Source organism: Vibrio sp. B183, from assembly GCF_000740665.1.
In the GTDB taxonomy this organism is placed as follows: domain Bacteria; phylum Pseudomonadota; class Gammaproteobacteria; order Enterobacterales; family Vibrionaceae; genus Vibrio; species Vibrio coralliilyticus.
Genome location: NZ_JPQB01000002.1, coordinates 1 through 19,985, shown reverse-complemented (window position 1 = coordinate 19,985; position 19,985 = coordinate 1). Strand labels below are relative to the sequence as shown.

General features: G+C 44.7%; 16 protein-coding genes and 1 pseudogene. 10 read left to right on the top strand and 7 right to left on the bottom strand.

Annotated elements, in window-relative coordinates; all coding sequences use genetic code 11:
* Positions 1-51: 51 nt before the first annotated feature.
* The 7 genes from pspA (at position 52) to IX95_RS00190 (ending at position 7,488) form a co-directional block, all read left to right on the top strand.
* Positions 52-720 carry a phage shock protein PspA gene (gene pspA / locus IX95_RS00220; RefSeq protein ID WP_006962760.1) on the top strand — a complete coding sequence of 223 codons (669 nt, stop codon included), beginning with the start codon at positions 52-54 and terminating at the stop codon, positions 718-720.
* Between the two features lie 183 nt (positions 721-903).
* On the top strand, positions 904-1,137 hold the full coding sequence (gene pspB / locus IX95_RS00215; RefSeq protein ID WP_038155888.1) for an envelope stress response membrane protein PspB: 234 nt from the start codon (positions 904-906) through the stop codon (positions 1,135-1,137).
* On the top strand, positions 1,130-1,519 hold the full coding sequence (gene pspC / locus IX95_RS00210; RefSeq protein ID WP_038155886.1) for an envelope stress response membrane protein PspC: 390 nt from the start codon (positions 1,130-1,132) through the stop codon (positions 1,517-1,519). Before pspB ends, pspC begins: the two co-directional genes overlap by 8 nt.
* A 134-nt stretch (positions 1,520-1,653) precedes the next feature.
* Positions 1,654-2,685, top strand: coding sequence for an efflux RND transporter periplasmic adaptor subunit (locus IX95_RS00205; protein ID WP_038155884.1), 1,032 nt, complete (start codon positions 1,654-1,656; stop codon positions 2,683-2,685).
* Between the two features lies 1 nt (position 2,686).
* On the top strand, positions 2,687-3,772 hold the full coding sequence (locus tag IX95_RS00200) for an efflux RND transporter periplasmic adaptor subunit (RefSeq protein ID WP_038155882.1): 1,086 nt from the start codon (positions 2,687-2,689) through the stop codon (positions 3,770-3,772).
* A complete protein-coding gene (locus IX95_RS00195; RefSeq protein WP_006962755.1) occupies positions 3,765-6,866 on the top strand; it encodes an efflux RND transporter permease subunit in 3,102 nt (1,033 codons plus the stop codon). The genes IX95_RS00200 and IX95_RS00195 overlap by 8 nt, the downstream gene beginning before the upstream one ends.
* A gap of 61 nt (positions 6,867-6,927) precedes the next feature.
* Positions 6,928-7,488: a DNA-3-methyladenine glycosylase I gene (locus tag IX95_RS00190; protein ID WP_006962754.1), complete on the top strand. Its 561-nt coding sequence runs from the start codon at positions 6,928-6,930 to the stop codon at positions 7,486-7,488.
* A gap of 21 nt (positions 7,489-7,509) precedes the next feature.
* Here the strand turns inward: IX95_RS00190 and IX95_RS00185 are convergent, their stop codons facing one another.
* The 6 genes from IX95_RS00185 to IX95_RS00160 form a co-directional block, all read right to left on the bottom strand.
* Complete coding sequence (locus tag IX95_RS00185; RefSeq protein ID WP_038155879.1) at positions 7,510-8,367, bottom strand: lipase secretion chaperone; 858 nt, start codon at positions 8,365-8,367, stop codon at positions 7,510-7,512.
* A gap of 138 nt (positions 8,368-8,505) precedes the next feature.
* Positions 8,506-8,907 carry a hypothetical protein gene (locus tag IX95_RS00180; protein ID WP_038155877.1) on the bottom strand — a complete coding sequence of 134 codons (402 nt, stop codon included), beginning with the start codon at positions 8,905-8,907 and terminating at the stop codon, positions 8,506-8,508.
* Entirely contained in the window at positions 8,891-9,115 is a 225-nt protein-coding gene (locus IX95_RS00175) for a hypothetical protein (RefSeq protein ID WP_152561988.1), read from the bottom strand. Before IX95_RS00175 ends, IX95_RS00180 begins: the two co-directional genes overlap by 17 nt.
* 39 nt (positions 9,116-9,154) lie before the next feature.
* Positions 9,155-11,092, bottom strand: a complete 1,938-nt coding sequence (locus IX95_RS00170) for a hypothetical protein (protein ID WP_038155874.1) — start codon at positions 11,090-11,092, stop codon at positions 9,155-9,157.
* Positions 11,089-12,762, bottom strand: a complete 1,674-nt coding sequence (locus IX95_RS00165; RefSeq protein ID WP_038155872.1) for a hypothetical protein — start codon at positions 12,760-12,762, stop codon at positions 11,089-11,091. Before IX95_RS00165 ends, IX95_RS00170 begins: the two co-directional genes overlap by 4 nt.
* A 347-nt stretch (positions 12,763-13,109) precedes the next feature.
* Positions 13,110-13,382: a helix-turn-helix domain-containing protein gene (locus tag IX95_RS00160; RefSeq protein WP_038155870.1), complete on the bottom strand. Its 273-nt coding sequence runs from the start codon at positions 13,380-13,382 to the stop codon at positions 13,110-13,112.
* Positions 13,383-13,668: 286 nt separating this feature from the next.
* Between IX95_RS00160 and IX95_RS00155 the strand changes: the two genes are divergently transcribed.
* The 3 genes and pseudogenes from IX95_RS00155 to IX95_RS00145 all read left to right on the top strand — a co-directional run bounded on the left by IX95_RS00155 (position 13,669) and on the right by IX95_RS00145 (position 19,342).
* Complete coding sequence (locus IX95_RS00155; RefSeq protein WP_038155868.1) at positions 13,669-17,148, top strand: T6SS effector BTH_I2691 family protein; 3,480 nt, start codon at positions 13,669-13,671, stop codon at positions 17,146-17,148.
* A 3-nt stretch (positions 17,149-17,151) separates the two neighbouring features.
* The gene (locus IX95_RS00150; RefSeq protein WP_038155865.1) at positions 17,152-18,096 is read left to right on the top strand and encodes a hypothetical protein; all 945 of its coding nucleotides are present in this window, start codon (positions 17,152-17,154) and stop codon (positions 18,094-18,096) included.
* A gap of 270 nt (positions 18,097-18,366) precedes the next feature.
* Positions 18,367-19,342: pseudogene (locus IX95_RS00145) on the top strand (IS5 family transposase).
* A gap of 246 nt (positions 19,343-19,588) precedes the next feature.
* Here IX95_RS00145 and IX95_RS26195 read toward each other — a convergent pair.
* Positions 19,589-19,840: a hypothetical protein gene (locus tag IX95_RS26195; RefSeq protein WP_152561987.1), complete on the bottom strand. Its 252-nt coding sequence runs from the start codon at positions 19,838-19,840 to the stop codon at positions 19,589-19,591.
* Between the last annotated feature and the right edge of the window lie 145 nt (positions 19,841-19,985).

Here is a 19,985-nt window from a genome sequence, read left to right as displayed (position 1 = left end):
TACAGCCAAGCCGTCTTAGAAGTGATGGACTGTAGAATTAAGGAGTAAACTATGGGTATTTTTTCTCGTTTTGCCGACATCGTAAATTCAAACATTAGCGCATTGCTAGACAAGGCTGAAGATCCTGAAAAAATGATTCGCCTTATTATCCAGGAAATGGAAGATACCTTGGTTGAAGTGCGTACTAACTCAGCCAAAGCGATTGCTGATAAGAAAGAGTTGGCACGTAAAGTAGAAGCGCTAGAAGATCAAATTAGCGAATGGCAAGAAAAAGCAACACTGGCTTTAACTAAGCAACGCGAAGATCTCGCTCGTGCGGCTCTGATCGAAAAGCAGAAGCTGCAAGACGTTTTGAAAGGCTTACACACCGAGCAGACATTGGTCGAAGAAACCATTGAGAAATTGACAGGTGAGATTAGTAAGCTTGAAAGCAAAATTACGGAAACCCGAGCTAAGCAACAAGCGCTGGCTATCCGCTCTCAGGCGGCGTCTAACCGACGTGATGTGCAAAAGCATCTCCATACTGCGCGTACTTCCGAAGCGATGGCAAAGTTTGAGCAGTACTCTCGTAAAGTGGACGAGTTGGAAGCGGAAGCCGATGTGTACGCCAAAACAGGTAACTCTAAGTCCTTGGAACAAGAATTTGCTGAGTTACAAGCTCAAGACGAAATCGAAAAAGAGCTAGAGAATCTTAAGCAACAGATGAACGACAAAAAGTAATTTAAGTCGCGAGCGAGAAAGCATGATAGGTCGGGCGTCTGTCGCCTGACCAGTCTCAGATTATTCTTACCGCTTTCCATTTTTATTTCGAAGTTCTTATCTTTATTTAATTGATTTTATAACATCTTACGGCAGAGTAGAGGATCTACTCACGTAAAACTGTTGTCTATTTAGGAGTCGCGTATGTCGTCTTTTCTTATTGCCGGACCTTTGATTGTATTTCTGATTTTTGTCGCACCTCTGTGGTTGATACTTCACTACCGCAGTAAGAAGAAAACAGCTGGTGGGTTGTCAGAAGATGATTTTCAAAGGCTTCAGACACTGTCTGAAAAAGCAGACAAAATGCAAAAGCGTGTGGATACACTAGAGCGTATTTTGGATGCCGAAACACCTAACTGGAGACGCCGATATGAATAAGCGAGAGCTATATCGTGATACCGCTAATGGCAAGATCTCTGGTGTTTGTGCTGGATTGGCCAATTACTTCGGCACTGAAGTTTGGTTGATTCGAATTCTGGTGATTTCGGCGGCATTACTCGGTGGCAGCTTTTTGGTCTTGCTGGCCTATATTGCAATGACGTTTATGATAGAAAAACAACCCGCGAATTACGTCGAGTCGATTAAAACGGAACAAGAACATAAGCTGAAAAGTAAACCGTGGCAGCAAGGGCAGACCCCAGGAGCGCTTTTGGATACGTTGGAGAAAGACTTTGACGGACTGGAAGGTAAAATCCGCGACCTTGAGGCATACGTCACTTCTGATACTTTTAAGGTCGACCGAGAGTTTAATAGCTTATAACTTAATAATGAGAACTTAAGCTATATTTTGTCAGCAAATTATTAATTTTCATAATAATTTACTGGTATGTCTCTGGCAGTCGCGTAATCATTCATCTATCTTTGTAACTAAAAGTGACAAATGGATGTTTGACTATGCACAAAAATCTCGTGCTTCTTGCCATTGCTGCAACACTAGGTGGCTGTGGTAAGGAGCTCCCTCCTGTCCCTGAACCCGAATCCAGACCCGCAAAACTCTTTACCGTTTCAGTTGGCAACGCTCAGTTTGAAAGACATTTTCCCGCCACATCTGAAGCTGGTGACAAAGCTGTTTTAGCTTTCCGAGTCCCAGGGCAACTTCAATCTATCGATGTGCTTTCAGGTCAGCCTGTGAGTAAAGGTGAAGTATTGGCTTCATTAAACCCAGACGAATATTCGTTGTTGGCTAAACAGGCCGAGGCGCAATATCGTTTGGCCGACGTTCAATATGAACGTTATAAAAAGCTTCGCGTTGATAAAGTCGTTTCTGAGCAAGACTTTGATCAAGCCAAAGCCAATCACAATTCAGCGAAAGCCACTTTGGAACAAGCACGTGCCAATTTGCGCTACACCAAATTGGTTGCGCCATATGATGGCACAATTTCAATCATACCAGCTGAGAACTATGAGTACATTGCGGCTAAAGAAGGCGTAATGAACATTCAGACCAACCAGTTGATGAAAGTGCAATTCCAACTACCTGATCATCTACTCAATCGTTTCGCGAGTGGTATCAACCTTACCGCTACAATGAAGTTTGATGCTTTCCCCGAGAACAGCTACGACCTCACTTTCCAAGAAGTCGATACTGAAGCAGACCCCAAAACTGGCTCATACAAAGTCACCATGGTGATGGAGCGCCCAACCGACATCGGTATTCTTCCTGGTATGGCTGGTGAAGTGCACGTCAAAGTGGATGCAACGGGGGCGACTCGAATTCCTAGCGCCGCTATTTTCGAAGAAAACGGCAAAACCTGTGTATGGCGTGTCGGGCAGACAGGCGTGGTTGAGAAAGCCACGATTGTGTTAAACGACAAACGTCAGGTGAAAAGCGGTTTGAATGATGGCGATCGAATCATCATCTCTGGTGTCAGCGGTATTGAGCCTGGCATCAAAGTGAGAGAGTGGGTCAAGGAGCGAGGGTTGTAATATGAAGCAGTGGATTAGCCTAGGTATGCTTTCTACAGCTGCAGTTCTTGCTGGCTGTGGTACTGAAAATCAATATGTGGATTTTGGGTTACCTAAAGTAAAAATTATGGAGATCGGTAGTGGAGTACAAGGTGACAATCTGTATTTCCCAGCAGTGGCCAATGCCGCAGAGCGTTCCCATCTCAGCTTCCGTGTTGCGGGAGAAATCAGTGAGCTAAATGTCAAAGAAGGTGATCAAGTCAAAAAAGGGGATGTATTAGCCAAGTTAGACCCTACAGATTATAAACTGGATGTCGATAATGCCTCGGCGAAGTATAGCGTGGTAGATAGCCAGTATAAGCGTTCTAAACCTCTAGTCGATAAAGGACTGTTGGCAAAATCTCAATTTGATGAGATTGCGGCGAATCGACAGATTGCCTTCGCCGAATTGAAACTTGCCCAGCTCAGGCTCTCTTTCACTAAATTACTTGCTCCTGTGGACGGCATTATTTCTCGCGTTAATGTTGACCAGTTTGAAAATATTCAGGTTGGACAACAGATCGTCAATATCCATAGTCTCGAAAACGTTGAAGTTCTGATTCAGTTGCCTGACCGGTTGTACGTCAATCAGCCTGATCAGGAAACCCTGTCACGCATTGAAGCATTGGTCAAAGTACCAAGTGGTAATGAGTATTCAGCTTCTATCAAAGAGTTCACTACTGAGCCAGACCCTGCTACCGGTACATTTACCGTGACTCTTTCACTTCCTATGCCAGAAGAAGAGTACATTCTTGATGGTATGGCCGTTGAAGTGACTTCGGAAGGTGATGATGTAGGCCTGAATTTGAACACTGGCGTTTTGGTTCCGATTGAAGCTGTATTTAATGCCGATGGTGACAAGATTGATCGGCTGAACAAATATGTTTGGGTGCTGAATGATGACAACACCGTTTCTAAGCAAGCAGTGACGATCGGTAAAGTCACCAAACAAGATTTGCAGATTCTGGATGGCCTCGAAAGTAAACAACAAGTGGTTGTGGCAGGAATTTCTCGCCTAAGAGAAGGAATGAAGGTGGAAGTCGTGAAGCAGGAGGCAGACAATGAGTGAGCAAAATAATCAACTGTCTCAGAAAGATGAAGATGTAACAGGCATCGCAGCGTATTTTATTCGCAATCGTGTCATCAGCTGGATGATCTCACTGATCTTCCTGATTGGTGGTGTCGCGGCGTTCTTCGGGTTAGGCCGTTTGGAAGACCCAGCCTTCACCATTAAAGATGCTATGGTCGTGACGTCCTATCCGGGGGCGACGCCTCAACAAGTTGAAGAAGAAGTCACGTACCCTATAGAAAAAGCCATTCAGCAGCTCACTTATGTTGATGAGATAAACTCGATTTCTAGTCGCGGGCTATCTCAGATCACCGTGACGATGAAGAACAACTACGGCCCGGACGATTTACCACAAATCTGGGATGAGTTGCGTCGTAAGGTGAATGACCTTAAAGGCCAGTTTCCTCCTGGCGTCAATGATCCTCAGGTGATTGACGATTTTGGTGATGTTTACGGTATTTTGCTTGCTGTGACGGGGGAAGGGTACAGCTATAAGGAGCTACTTGATTACGTCGATTATTTAAGGCGTGAATTGGAGCTGATTGATGGCGTCAGTAAGGTTTCTGTTTCTGGTCAGCAACAAGAGCAAGTCTTCATCGAAATTTCGATGAAACGTTTGAGCAGTTTGGGTTTAGCCCCCAATACCGTGTTTAACCTGCTGTCGACGCAAAACGTGGTGTCCGATGCTGGTGCGATTCGGGTCGGCGATGAGTATATTCGTATTCAGCCGACAGGTGAATTCCAGAATGTTGACCAGTTAGGAGATTTGATCATTACCGAGAGCGGCGCTCAAGGCCTGATTTATCTTCGTGACGTTGCGGAAATTAAGCGCGGATATATAGACGTACCGGACAACATTATTACCTTTAACGGTAAGTTGGCGTTGAACGTAGGCGTTTCCTTTGCGCAGGGCGTTAACGTGGTTGAAGTGGGCAAACGCTTTGATCGCCGTCTCGCAGAGCTTAAATATCAACAACCTGTTGGTGTCGGGATCTCTGAGATTTACAGCCAGCCAAAAGAAGTGGACAAGTCAGTCAGTGGTTTTGTCGTCAGCCTAGGGCAAGCTGTGGCGATCGTCATTATCGTCCTGCTGTTCTTTATGGGTCTGCGCTCAGGTTTACTTATCGGCTTGATCTTGTTGCTCACTGTATTGGGCACCTTCATCTTCATGAAGTATTTTGCCATCGACTTACAGCGTATTTCGCTTGGTGCATTGGTTATCGCTCTCGGTATGCTGGTGGATAACGCCATCGTGGTGGTTGAAGGGATACTGATAGGAACGCAAAAAGGCCGAACGCGAATGCAGGCGGCGACTGACATTGTGACTCAAACCAAGTGGCCGTTGCTGGGTGCGACAGTCATTGCGGTGACAGCGTTTGCACCTATTGGACTGTCCGAGGATGCAACGGGCGAATACTGTGGCACTCTATTTACCGTGCTCCTAATTTCTCTCATGCTCAGCTGGTTTACTGCGATTTCTCTAACGCCGTTCTTTGCCGATATCTTCTTTAAAGGGCAAAAAATTAAAGGTGGCGGAGAAGAGAGCGATCCATATAACGGCATGATATTCGTGCTGTACAAGGGCTTCCTTGAGTTTTGTATGAAGCGCGCTTGGTTGACCGTTGCTGTGATGATTGTTGGCTTGGTAGTCAGTATCTACGGCTTCACTTTCGTTAAGCAGTCATTCTTCCCATCGTCTACAACGCCAATATTTCAAGCGGACATCTGGCTTCCGGAAGGGACAGACATTCGAGCAACTAACACAAAGCTGAAAGCATTGGAGTCTTGGTTGTCCGAGCAAGATGGTGTTGAGCACATTACGACGACAGCGGGTAAAGGCTTACAACGCTTCATGCTTACTTACGCCCCAGAGAAGAGTTATTCGGCGTATGGTGAGATCACGACTCGGGTTGAGAGCTATGACCAATTAGCTAAGTTGATGTCTGATTTCCGAGCTCACGTCGAAAAAGGGTTCCCGGAAATCAATTATAAGCTTAAGCAAATTGAATTGGGCCCGGGTGGTGGTGCGAAGATAGAAGCTCGTGTGATCGGTTCAGATCCGACCGTACTGAGAACAATTGCGAAGCAAGTTGAAGACATCATGCATGCCGACCCAGGTGCGACCAACATCCGCCATGACTGGCGTGAACGTACTAAAGTGCTGGAACCACAGTTTAACGAAGGTCAGGCTCGACGTTACGGTATTACCAAGTCAGATGTGGACGAATTTCTTGCTATGTCATTCTCTGGTAAATCGGTCGGTGTGTACCGTGATGGTACGACGCTGATGCCAATAGTGGCGCGATTACCAGAAGAAGAGCGTGTGGATATTCGTAACATTGAAGGGATGAAAATTTGGAGCCCGGCGTTGAGCGAATACATCCCATTGCAGCAAGTGACACTAGGTTATGACATGCGCTGGGAAGACCCAATCATCGTGCGTAAGAACCGAAAACGCATGCTGACGGTGATGGCTGATCCAGACTTGCTTGGCGAAGAGACGGCAGCAACCTTACAGAAACGCTTGCAGCCTCAGATTGAAGCCATTGAACTTCCACCAGGTTATGCACTGGAGTGGGGGGGCGAATACGAGTCATCTGGTGATGCACAAGCGTCATTGTTCACGACCATGCCGATGGGTTACCTGTTCATGTTCTTAGTGACGGTGTTCCTGTTTAATACCGTGAAAGAGCCTCTGATCGTATGGCTAACGGTTCCGCTCGCCATTATTGGTGTGACGACTGGTTTGCTGGCATTAAACACTCCGTTTGGCTTTATGGCGCTACTCGGTTTCCTCAGCTTATCGGGTATGCTACTTAAAAACGGTATCGTACTGCTCGATCAGATAGAAATCGAAATGAAGTCAGGTAAAGACCCATATCTGGCCGTTGTGGACGCTTCTCTGAGCCGCGTACGTCCAGTTTGTATGGCTGCCATCACAACGATTCTGGGCATGATTCCGCTGCTACCGGATATATTCTTTAAACCAATGGCAGTGACCATCATGTTTGGTTTGGGATTTGCGACTGTACTGACACTTATTGTCGTGCCAGTGTTGTATCGTATCTTCCACAAAGTGAAAGTGCCAAACTGATTCAACTAAGATCGAAGACGCCCCTGACTTTGTCGGGGGCGTTTTATTTAAGGAGAAAGCAATGGATACCACTTGCGCATGGGCGATGAACCATGAGCTTGAGCGTGAATACCACGATAAAGAGTGGGGTGTTCCCGTTTATGACGATAAGGTATTGTTCGAGTTTATTACTTTAGAGGGAGCCCAAGCAGGATTGAGTTGGATCACCATCCTGAAAAAACGCGAAGGCTACCGACAAGCCTTTGAAAACTATGATCTGGATAAATTGGCAGCGTATGAGGACGAGCACGCTGAGCATATTGTTGAAAATTATGATGTGGTTAAGCACAGAGGAAAAATTAAATCTGTGTTCAGTAACGCGCGAGCCGCGAAAGCATTGATTGAAGAATACGGTAGCTTATCGCAGGCGTTATGGCAGTTTGTAGATGGCAAGCCTAAGGTCAACCAGTGGCAGGATATGAGCGAAGTGCCAGCCTCGACTGAGCAGTCAAAGGCTATGAGCAAATTCCTGAAAAAGAAAGGCTTCAAATTTGTTGGAGAGACCATCTGCTACGCGTTTATGCAGGCGGTAGGTATGGTCGACGACCATATGGTGAGTTGCCCTAAGAAACCTAAGTATTAACGGGTTAGACGCATCCTACGACTACAAATTTTGATCATGGATGCGTTCTAATGCCTCGATTCTTCGCCATTGCACAGAGTCGAAACTTTGTTCTCTCAGATATGCGATTTGAGATTGTTTGTCATCGTCCGATAAGGTGTTGTCAGATAGGATTACACTTCTTTGCTGCAAGTAGCTGTCGAGCTGAGTGTTAAATTGTTCACGTTTGGCGTCTAGTTTATCCAGCCTTTCTGCGGCTTCTTCCCCTACTAACTCGACACGTGTCAAATGTTTGTTTTGCTCATCCATCTGAGCCGATTGGTTAAGCCCGATAATGAGCTGATTATTGCGTTCTGCCTGCTGAATGTAGTCAGGTTGGTCGGCTAAGGTCTCTTCTAACCATTGCGCTTGCGACTCCACATCCAAGTTTTGATTGGCTATCGCGAGCTTATCGATCGCGAGCTGGCGTAATCGATTTTCTTCACCAAACAATGTCTGTATCTGTTCGTCAGTAAAATACTGGCTTTGCAGCGCCATAATCTGCTGATGAAGCTGCTCTAAATCGGTCAAGGTAATTTGTTGTGAGGTTATAGATTCCAGAGTTTCTAGCTCTGTTTTGTATTGTAAATAGGTCTCGAAAAGTGCTTCATCGACGACTAGCCCTTGTTGGTCTTTAGGAAGACTTTGTATCCGAGCTTTAATTTGGTCTAACTCTTGTTCACCTAAGCTGCTTAACGCGTAATCAAACAAATCTCGACTTGAGGAGGTATCTATCTGGGTATCTCGTTGAGATTGTGATTGGTTTGCAATCTCTTCACTGTCTTCTTGATTGATAAAATAGACCGCTCCAAGACTCATCGAGGCGATCATCACTGTTGTTATTAGAGCGGTCTTTTTCATCGTTAAAATATACCTTGTTACATGTAACGTGAAGTGAGTGGCTGATTTATATAGATTTTTTTATTGTTGCAGTTTTTTCTACCATATGACGCCATAATCCAAAAAAAAATAAACCTAGGCCCGTTTAAAATCAATGTATTACGTAAGTATTGAGGTGACATTACCCGTTAATCCCAATCTAGCTCTTAATTCTTTATTTTCTCTAATCAGAGTGGCATTTACTGAGGCGTTATTAGCTAACATTTCCTTCAATTCAGCAATTTCTTCGTCTCTTTCCTTGCGCTTATTTTCTTCTACTTTTAGTTTTTCACGTAAAATTTCTATTCTGTCTTTTGCTTGCTCTGAACCTGACTTACCCATCACACGCTGGTATAAATCAGGCATATCACGCTGAATTAAATTTCGACTAACCCCAGCTTCTCTCGCAACAGAAGACATTGTCATTTTCTTATTTTTAGGGTCTTTAGGCTTGCCTTTCTCAATTGCTACGATGGCTAGGCGCACTTTCTTATGACTAGGTGATTCATTTTTGCTGCTCATTCTCTAATCTCGCTTTATAGTCATCAATTAGGCTCTGAACTTCTTCTACAAGGTCAACTGGCACACGCATCACTTTGGTGTCAGGTTTTGTTTTTGGTCGTCCAGCGCCTTTACGAGCGCCACCTCGACCCTTCTTGAGCTCTACACCCTCTATGTCACCAATCGACATCTGGTTTAACTGGGTGTTATTGGATTTTTTCTTTGTCATTTTCATGCCGAATGAAAAGCGTTACGCCATTCAAAGTAATTATGATAATTGCTGGGTTGGATTGTTGTTACTTAAATCGTTTTTCATGGCTGCAACATCATAGCCCAATGCGTTGAGAACCTTTTCTGCTCGCACTAAGCCTTTTTGAGCAGACTTTCTACCAGCATCACCAATATCATTTAGGTCAACAAGATCAAGTTGTTGAATTAACATACCTTCCCAATATTCAACGTTGCGTTTATCAACGATTCCGTGGTCGCATTCATCACAACCTCCTTCCATGCACCCATCATCGTCATTGGTACACCAGCCAATGCCTGTAGAGCGAAGTGGTAACTTCATTGCCCGCGCCATTTCCTTGTGACTGCCATAGACCTTAATGTTTTCCTCGTTTGACCTGAATTCTCTGATGTTATCCGCTACTGCTCCGCCTGTAATTGGATAATCGAGAGCGAAGAAGTCCGAAAATATTTCTTCTTCGACAAACAGCTTCTCACGCAGAAGTTCTTCAAATAACTCTTGGTCTAAATCATCATTCGCAGCATAGAGGGCGGTCATCGTAATTGACCAGTGCTTAAAGTGCTCCTTCAATGCTCGTAAATCACCAAGCTCACTGTGTACAACGTAGTTTGCAAAGGTACGTCTTAGTTGGTGGGCGGCTAAGCTCCAATCCACGCCTGACATTACGCAGAGGTTTTTAAGCCTAAACTCAGTAATAGCTGTACCTGATGGTATGGTAATTGGACTGCCTTTCTTGGATCCCATTTTACCTAAAATCAGATGGTTATTTATCTCTCTTAGGCGTTCAGCTTCCTTATGGTTGCCTTGGCTCTTTGCTTCTTTCAAATCTGCTTCGAGTTTTGCTTGATAAGGCTTTGAATAGCGCTCCAATACCTTAATCGCTTCAATCGCTATTTTTGGGGCAATCCATTCCGCTTTACCTGTATGTGTCTTATCCGAGACAGATTGAATGTAGTAAAACGTTTCTTCATCTTTCGTTTCTGTGCGGTAGTTTTTGCCACCTTTCCCCCGCAGTGAACGCTTGATATTCAAGACCTCGTGGATACGCATTCCTGTGGTAAACAAAAGCCAGAAAATGCAGCTATCCCTGAGTAATAGTAAGGCGTCATTCAAATCATCAAGCTTATCAAATTCATCAGAAATACTTTGCAGGTATTGGCGTTTTTGTGTCGCTTGATTTGACGCATCCTGAGCTGTTGTCTCAAAAGCGTCAAGTTTATCGCGCAAGTTTAATAGTTTCTTGGCTCGGTCTAGGTAGCCCTTGGTGTAAGTTGCCAGCGGCTTTAGCACTTCATCGGGGATAATTAAGGTTTTGCCCTCTCCTGTGTTTCGAGGGCCTGCTTCGCCAGTCCTTCCTGCTTGCTCACAAGCACTTGAATTTATCCAAGGGTGCACCTTAACCCAATCAAACATTCTGCCATGACGGTATAGGTCTTCCAGTATTAAATACTTTGCTGTTTTTGAGGTTGGTTTTAGGGGGTGTAACCCGCCTTTGCGTTTGGTCATCAATCCATCGACATGCTTAACATATTCTTGAGCCAGGAAAGCATCAAAGTCTCGCTTAGAGCGAAGTGGTTCGGACTCCACCCACGTTAGAAATGACCGAGTAGCTTGGCAAACAGTTTGCAGAGAGCGACCTTTTAAACCCATCTGGCGTTTCGACCACATCACCCATTTCGCCAATGATTTCAGAGCATGGCTTTGGATTGAGTTGAACCTTAGGATTCGTTGACTATACTTTGCACTTTTAGTGAACTCTTCAGGTGGTAATTCCCATATATCTTCTTCAAATCGAGCGTACACAAGGAACTGACCATCGTCGAGGGTGGAGTAGGCAACAACACCTGTTAACGCTTCAATTTGTGCCTGTGTGGGGTTGTTACCCAACCTTTCTAGCATTGGGCATTTTTGTTTTTCTAGCTCTTGTGCGGATAGCGTATTCTGGGCATTGATCATTTTCCAACCCTCAACATGTCTAAGTTTTTCCAATAGGGGTGCGGTGTTGTTCTCGCCTTCTCTTTCATCGCTTGAACTTGTAGTAGTGCGTTTAATTCAATGAATCGTGGCTCTATGTGCTCATCAATCACTCTAAGAATGTCTTTAAGGTACTTCTTCCAGTTTTTGCGACCAAAGTTATCTCTATTGCGGATCACCGCCCAGTAGAAGCTATAGAGTTTCCAAAGGTCATCCAGCGTGATAACAAAGCTTTTACAGCGAAAACACCCTAAAAAATCCGCACATGTTTTTCCATTCTTGGGGGCTCTATCGCCATTCTTAGTGTCCTTGCACGTCCCCATTGGCGTTTTTTCTTCCCTCTCACTCAAGATATTGGTCACTCTGATCTCAGCGGCACGACCAAGGTTTTTCTTTGCCTCTTCTGGTGCTCGCAGGTAAAGGTTTGTTGTGCTTTGGTGCTGATGTTTTGCGGCGTATGCTGCCGCGACCAAGTCCTCACCTGACAACTCATAAATTCCATTAATGAAGGTCTTGCGGATGCGACTTGTGTTCACTGCGATTCGATTGCCATCCTCATCTTCTAGATCGTACTCCTTAATCAATAATGCAGTGTAGTAATGAAGTGTTTTTTCCGAAAGTGAGGTGGCCGTTCCAGTATTACTAGGAGCTGTTGAGGTGTAGGTGAGCAACATATCCGTATTTAACTCTTTTCTGCTCGAAGCATTGAGCTTAGTGATGGTTTCAATAAACAGCGCCACATCCAACTTAACACCCTGAATAATATCAATTTCCTCACTCTTACGTAAGTTGTGCAACTGAGTGGCGTTCCCTCGACGTTTAAACACGGTCAATAATCGCCTGTTTGCCTTTAGTGGGTGGTCAGATAAGGAACTCACCGACATTTCCAGTAGAGGTCTGGTATTAATCCCTGTCTGCATCGCAATTGCCAGCACCAATACTGTTAGCTCATACGCTGATAATGGCTCTTGTCGGTCTTTTTTTATGATAGGTTTGATGGCTTGCTTTAAGGCAATAACGAGTTGTTTTTTTTCATGCTGTGTAAAAGGGCTTGCGCCGCCACCGCCGCGTTGATTTGAGTTAGGGTAAGCGTTGGCTTTAAAACAGCCTTTCACGTACTCAGGTGAGGCATCCCAATAGCCTTTGGTTTTCATCGCATGTAAAAGCGCTTTTACGTAGCTGTAGATTTGTTTTTGAGAGCCGTATGATAAATTACCTTCGGCCTTCTTTTTCTTAAGCGTCTTTAAATGGGTACGAAAGTTATCCATTAACTCACGTGATAAATCTGCTTGAGACAAGTCATGTTCCTTATGCTGGCGATAAAGGGGTAAGTAGTCTGCTAGATAGTTAAACCCATTAATTACATACCTTTGAATGGTGGTTTGAGAGCTGTTACTCGAAATGGCAGATTCAAGCAGGGCTTTCGTCGTGTAATATGCACGATTGACTAAGTCATCAAACCCTTGCCCATAAAAGGGTTCAAAGTCAACGTTATGCCCTCCACCACCTTTCGGCCCCAAGTCTGGAAAATTCACTACGGCGTTGAGTGGGCGGAGCATATCCAGATTGCCTGTACCTTGAGTTGTGTCTTCTTTTACGTGCTGTAGTACGAACTTTTCCAGGCTGACTTTGCGGGATTTTTTCTTCGGCATTATAGTATCTTTTGAATTAAGTAACGTTAATCAAAATAGAACATTTTGAATATTGTTACAAGTTTCTTTTTGTTTTGTCAGAGAATACTAAGCTTGATCACTTTTGGGCTGTATCAAGTCACTCGCAATTTTCCTAAATACAGCTCATGTGATGATCTTGGTTTTTATGCGCTAAAAGCGGATTTTTAGATTGTAGGGATGGGCCGATCCGAGTTAATTGCTCAGTATTGAGCTGCACTATTCACAAACCTAGTGTGCCACTAACACTCGGGCATATGGGTTAACTTCTAATAGAGATTGTATTTGAAGCGAGAATGAGAAAGTCACCAACAACAGGGGGGCAATACCTATCGGCCCTGACCCCATCCAGATTCACTATTTATGATTTGGTTTAATTTTTTACTGAAGTTACCTCTGTTGATACCTAAAATCCTTGCAGCCTTTGATTGATTACCGCGCGTATGAATCATCAACTCAGTAAACAACATTTCTATCACTATAGGGGTAACCCAAGACATATCAGGGTCGGCTGATTTTGTATCAAACCATGTGGGTTCCAGCTCTTGTCGGATAAGCTTTTTAAACTGTTTTTTGTTGATTGGGGTTAGTGGGGCATTCATATTATTTTGAGTTATTGATGGACTTTGTCATTAGGGCTAATTTATCATGAAACCGTCTCAAAATCTGCAACTCATAGGATTGATGTTCCCATCACCACAGTCGCAATGTCGTAGCGATGGCCTATTCCCCAAAGAACCAAAAATTAGCAGTTTCGTACAACTTATTGGGATATCTTACAATTTTTTGTTTCTTGAACACTCTTGAGGGCCATTTATAAGGCCTGCTCGTTGGTCTAAAACTTGCTTTACAGCCGCTAGTATTCCACCTTATCGACGTTGTGAACTTATGAGCAATCCTCTCCCTCCCAAAACATCCATGTTATGGAATGACCACCCTTACACCTACGAAGAAGCCGTTGCGGCGTATGAAAAGGATGGGACCTTGTCTTCATTGACTGAAGCTTCAACCGCGCCCTCAAATGATATTGCAGGCTCACCACCTGAGAGTAGTATGTTTTGGGAAGGAGAAACCAAGAAAATAGACCCTCCATCAAAACCAGAGCCAAGAACGATTGATATGACGCAGAGAAACGAGCCAACAGAAGCTGGGCCTGCACATGTCATCCCCGTGCGTTACGCTATCGACCAACTTGACAATGAAGACACTTCACCATTTGGTTTACCCACTGAATGGCAAGGTAAAGGGCCTGCAAAGCTCAACACCATTGGCTATACACTTCGCCAAGTGCGTGATGGTTGGCTTTATGTTTATGACTCCGTTAGGAAGGTCCTTGATGAATACGAGGTGAAGGGGACACAATTTACGCTTTACAAACTTGGAGCAGCAGAAAGTCCAGACTCCGAGACGAGAGGAACACCAGAGTCCCCAAGTCCGTTTCTGACTTATACTGACAAAAGCGTGCTGTCGATTTGTTACTCTCAACACCGCTGGACATGGAACATGTTCATGCGCGTCCTTAACAACCCCAGCAGTCATATTGACCGCATGCAAACCGTGGTATTAACAGCTAACTCTCAGCAATCTCATATTGCGCCTATCGCTCAGCTCTCTGAAGTGGCCGACATCGAAGCCTCTGCTATCGATGATGGCCGTTTTGCTGATTCTGGCATCGCCACCAACGCCGATGAAGACGGCTCTGTCTATAAACCTGTTGCTGCTGAAAGTGATTTAACGGCAACGCTCCCTGAAGAGGAAGCGGCCTATTTTGTTGCAATAAAAGACTACGCCGCTGACATACAAGACATGTCGCTGCTGTTTGTGGGAGCCGCCAGTCCTTACCGTCTTTTCATCGACCAGTATTCAAACCAGTGGAACTTGATGCAAACCGCCATGCAGCTATCCATGTTTGGGGCAAGTGACGAAATAAACATGCCCGCACGTGTTAAGCGCAGCGGTAAAGAGCTGTCGTTTTATGCTGATATGGCAGAATATTACGATTCATCGACACAGCTGGATTTAGCAGAGAAAAACAAAGGAGCGATTCAATCAGGTTATCCTGCCCAATTTTCTGCGGGTGCGATTGAATCCAGCCAAAATACACAGTCTGCTATTGCTCAGTCTATTCAAGAGAAATACGGTATATCCGCCAGTCGTTTTGGCTACTATGAGCAGTGGATTGCCAGCGACCGCTGGCGCAAGCAGCTCAACTGGAAACAAATGTTGAGTGAAATGCAGGCGCTATCAGAGCAAAAAGAGACCATGCTTGCACAGGTGACTTCCGTAAAGCGTGATTTTATTTCGGTATTAGAAACTCTCACCCCTCATCATCTCGAACGTGTCTTCGACCTTTACAGCGAGGAGACGCAATATAGCCTTTATCAGCTTCACCTCGCGGCGGTGGAAGCGTTTAGCCTTGTGATTGAAGAAGAGGACCGCGTTTGGGCAGAAAGCCAATGGGAAAGACCAACCAGCTTATTACCGCTCTATACCTCTGGTTTTAGTCGAAGTGTGTACAATGAGTTGAACAAATCACTTCCCGAACCTCTATCGACATCGCCAGACGATGAAGAACAATGGTTAGACCATGTCTCTTCGGTGAGCAATAAAACGGGGATGTATGCGAAGGTCATGGACTTTGTCACAAATCCGAACACCTCTGAAACCGACATTTTGAAAGACTTGGCAAAAGGTTTTAAAGAGCTCGACACCCTATTCAAAGCCTCCATCAGCGCGGCATTGAAGGGAACGCTAGAGGTAGGTGTGAGTTTAACCTCTCAAGCGTCTATCCTATTGATGCCAACGCTGGCTAAGCCACTGACTAGAAATAGTTTTCAATGGCGAGCGACTATAGCTGAGCGTATGGCACAAACGATGCCGGTGAGTATTAACGAAAATTATGCTCAAGAATTCAAAGATTGGAAAACGCGCATTGAAGATAACCTTGCAGAGCTGAAGAAAAACAACCGCATTATTGCTGAGGTGAATCAAAACCAGCGTAAGGCGACGGCTAAGTATAAAAACGCATTAAAGAACCAGCGCCGACTCAAAAAGTCATTAGCGGTGGCAACGTTAGAATATCCACAGCGCATCATACTCCCAGACGATTTACCCAAAGCAACGGTTGAATTTAGAACAAGGATAATCAGTGAGGCGGCTGATGATTTACATAAACTGTTCGAGAACGCAGGCGGACTGGGCTTTTTAGCCCTGCTGTTTAACAGCATTGCCCTGACCGATGCCATAAGCAGTATTGCCGGTACTGGCTTGATGACTTCAGATGAATTCTTAGACATACAGCAAAAGCTGTTTTATACCGCCAGTGCGTGGACGGGTATTCGGACGGGGAAATTATGGGATAAGGTTAAGGGAAACGATAAGCTAAGATCACACTCGCTAAAAACCCTGAAAACACTAGTAGCTGATGAGGTAGATGGTTTTAAAAACTTGGTCCTTGATGACTTAAAGGTATTCAATAAATGGCTAGCGATAACAGGGGCTTTGGGGGCATTGGCTTCAGGTATTGAAGCTTACCGTTCTTGGCAGAACGCTGATGAAGTCTACGGCCTTGAAAAATATCTGCATGTAACAAATGCTCTAGTATTAACAGCAATGTCTGCTGTCGGTATGTTCCAAGCATACGGAGGGTTAACAGGACAATTTGTACTAAACTTGACCTTTGGTGGGCCTGTAACGGCAGGTTTGGCTGTCCTTACGGTTGCATACCTAGCTGTTAATTATAAGTTGAACAAGCTAAAACAAGACGATTTCCAAAAATGGTTAGATAAACTGCCTTGGGGCTATCATCCGTCTCGTACTCAGTGGAGTCAATCGGCGAGTTTACCTGAAAGAGAGAAGCATAATTCAGCATTAGTGCAGCAAGCACTGTTTGATTTACAATCCATTATTCAGCAGCCTACGGTATACCATCAGCCTATTGAAAAAGTACAAGCCTATCCAGGCTATACGCATCGTGAGTTAATTGGCTTGGAAGTGCATATTCAACTGCCACGCCGTGCTGCAACCAGTGGGATTACAGTGAGTACCAATACCAAGGCAACTGAAGAGGAATTGACATCAGGCTCTTGGCATAAGAATGCTGACTTAGTCACGCTAAAAAATCAGAACAAAGCCAGCGCTGAATCGGTGGTGTACAAGGTAACATTGCCCATTGAAGAAACAGACCAATACTTTGCTATGCAAGTGGCGTACGATGTGGAAGATGATGCTCCAGCTAAGCGTGAGTACTGGTTCCAAAACGGGGTCAAACAGAATGCAACTTATGGCGTAATTTCAGATAATAGCAAGCAAAGCACGATTAAAAAATCGCTTGCCCTTGTTGTTGGCACATTAGGTTTTCAGGAGTAACCCTTGGCATATTCACCATTTTACATCACCCCAGAAGAGTTAGCGATTTATCAAGAAGCGCAAGAGCAAGAGATTCTTACAGGGGGCAATTTAACAGCGTGGTATAAGTATGATGTAGAGGAGCCATTTCGCTACCATTACAAATTAACCGCGTTGCCATTTATGAGTTTCTTATTTGTAATTGTATTTTTGACACACACAAGTGAGACGCTTGTCGTAACCCTTTTTGGTCTTGTCTTGTCAGTGATGATGGCTGGAATCTTCTACCTTACCATCGGCCTCGATTATCGGTATGACTATATTTTTTCTGACAAAGGCTTTGTGATGAAGAAGCGTCGCAATATGCCTAAATGGGTGAATACTGTGACGCAAGCCATTGGCTGGATAGGTGCGGTGGTGTGTGTGGTGATGGTCTCGGTGGTTGGTCCGATGGCGTTAGCGGGAGCTGGCGCCCTTATTTTACTCTCATTTGGTATGTTAAAACGCCAGCCTGATGAACCAACAGAAGTGAGAGTTGGAGAGCGAGAAGATTGGCTGTTTGCCTATTACAACAAAAAGCGCAGAGTGATTCGCTTTTATCATAAGTACGATGATTGCTCTAAATGGGACCTAGTGAAAAACACCGTTTTCAGAACTCAAACTCGTGGTTATAGCTACTTATTTTTTAAAACAGTCGAAGAGCTAGACGAGGTGCTAGAGAGTCTCTCAAATAGATATGATATAGAATGTATTGAGTTTCCAAACCATAAAGAGTTTTTTGAAGGAAGATCTGAACCTCGAATCAAAGATATCCCTTCTCGCAGTCTAGAGTTTCCAGTAGCAGATACATTTGATCTTAGGGCTCAAAACGCTCCTTTACCAGAGTGGCGTCGTATTTATAACGGCAAGTGGCAAACCGAGTCTGAGATCGAACAACTTAAAGCAGAAACCCTGAGTGACAAGACCTGAGATCACCTTTATCACTCGCGCTAATGGGGTGGCTTATTTTTCATTCACAATATGCAAGAGAACTGTGCTTGAAAAACAGCGTTATTGGGTGATCTGCTGTGAGATAAGAATAAAGTGTAATACTAAGTAATAAAGATTAATACTTGGTATTAAAGTTTCATACTCGAAAGGCGGCGTTCTCCAATTGGTATGCTGCCTTTTCTAAGGAAGGTGCGAATAAACCCCTGATGTGAGATCATAGTGGTACAGTTCATTACAACGACCAACACCATGAGCCAACAATTAACCTTCGCCGATAGTGAGTTTTCCAGCAAGCGCCGCCAGACTCGTAAAGAGATTTTTTTATCCCGGATGGACAACCTGTTGCCGCGGTCTCAACTGCTCGAAGTGATTGAACCCTTTTACCCAAAAGCCGACAACGGCCGCTGCCTGTATCCACTTGAGACAATGTTCCGCATTCATTGTATGCAGCAGTGGTACAGTCTTGGTGACGAAGCCACCGAAGATGCGTTATATGAAATTGCTTCAATGCGTCAGTTTGCTCGATTATCACTGGATAAAGCGATACCAGACCACCATCATGAACTTAGGGCACTTGCTGTAAAAGCACAAACTCACGCGTCAATTATTCAACAGCGTGAACCAATGGTTGTCGGACTGTGGCGTGATGATGACGCAAGGAACTTTGGTCGATGCCACCATCATCCAAGCTCCGAGCTCCACTAAGAATAAAAACAATGAGCTTGACCCAGATATGCATCAGACCAAAAAAGGCAACGAGTGGTACTTCGGCATGAAAGCGCATATTGGCGTGGATGCCAAGAGCGGTCTCACCCATACGCTAGTCACCACTGCCGCCAACGAACATGACCTGAACCAATTGAATAATTTGCTGCACGGTGAAGAAGAATTTGTTTCCGCCGATGCTGGTTATCAAGGCGCACAGAAACGGGAAGAACTGAAAGACACGAACGTGGAATGGCTGATTGCTGAGCGCCCTAGTAAAATACGGGCACTGAAAAAGCACCCTCGCAAGAACAAGACAGTTATCAACATCGAATACTTAAAAGCCAGAATCAGAGCAAAGGCAGAACACCCGTTTCGTATTATCAAATGTCAGTTCGGCTTCATCAAAGCGCGCTACAAGGGATTGATGAAAAATGACTCACAGTTAGCCATGTTATTCACTTTGGCAAACCTGTTTAAAGTAGATCAGATGTTGCGACGACAGCCAAGATCTGTCTGAAATCCGGGAGTGGCCCGGAAAAGGGCCAAAATTCGGTCTAAAACGCCCATTAATTGACCTAAATTTGACGTTTAGCGTTTGAAATTTAGGTTGGTAAAGTAAAGTCTTGATCAAGACCTAAATTGCAGAACTTATTCGCACCTTCCCTAATATGCTTCTGCCCATCTATTGGTGTTGAGTGTTCAACTAATTGATTCTCGAAAGCATAGTTTGACTTACTCAATGCCCAGCGGTCTACTAATCAAGCTACTGTGCTTTTCTCAACGTACTGACCACCACGGTATCTTCAGAGAAGCAGTTTGGGCATGAAATACTAAGATGGACGATAGCAGGGTGAGTTAACCGGTACTTCCAACGACACCCGCAGAGTGTGCATTGGGGTTCAATGGCGATAACTCCTTGTTGTGGCGTGCCCCCACCGCCTGTAGCATTCAGTGCTTGGCTGGATAAGCGGAGAGGTAGAGGCCATAAGAGCCTAGGGTGGCCAAGATATGGCATCTTATTCAACTTTTAGTGTGGCAAGCTGTTGATTCAAATCCACTACCACAGATTGCAAATGTTCGCTGACCTCATCTACATTCCCTGCTAAGCTGAGCAGATCGTCGGCAGATTGGCGAATGCCGTTCAGATTATGGCGAATACG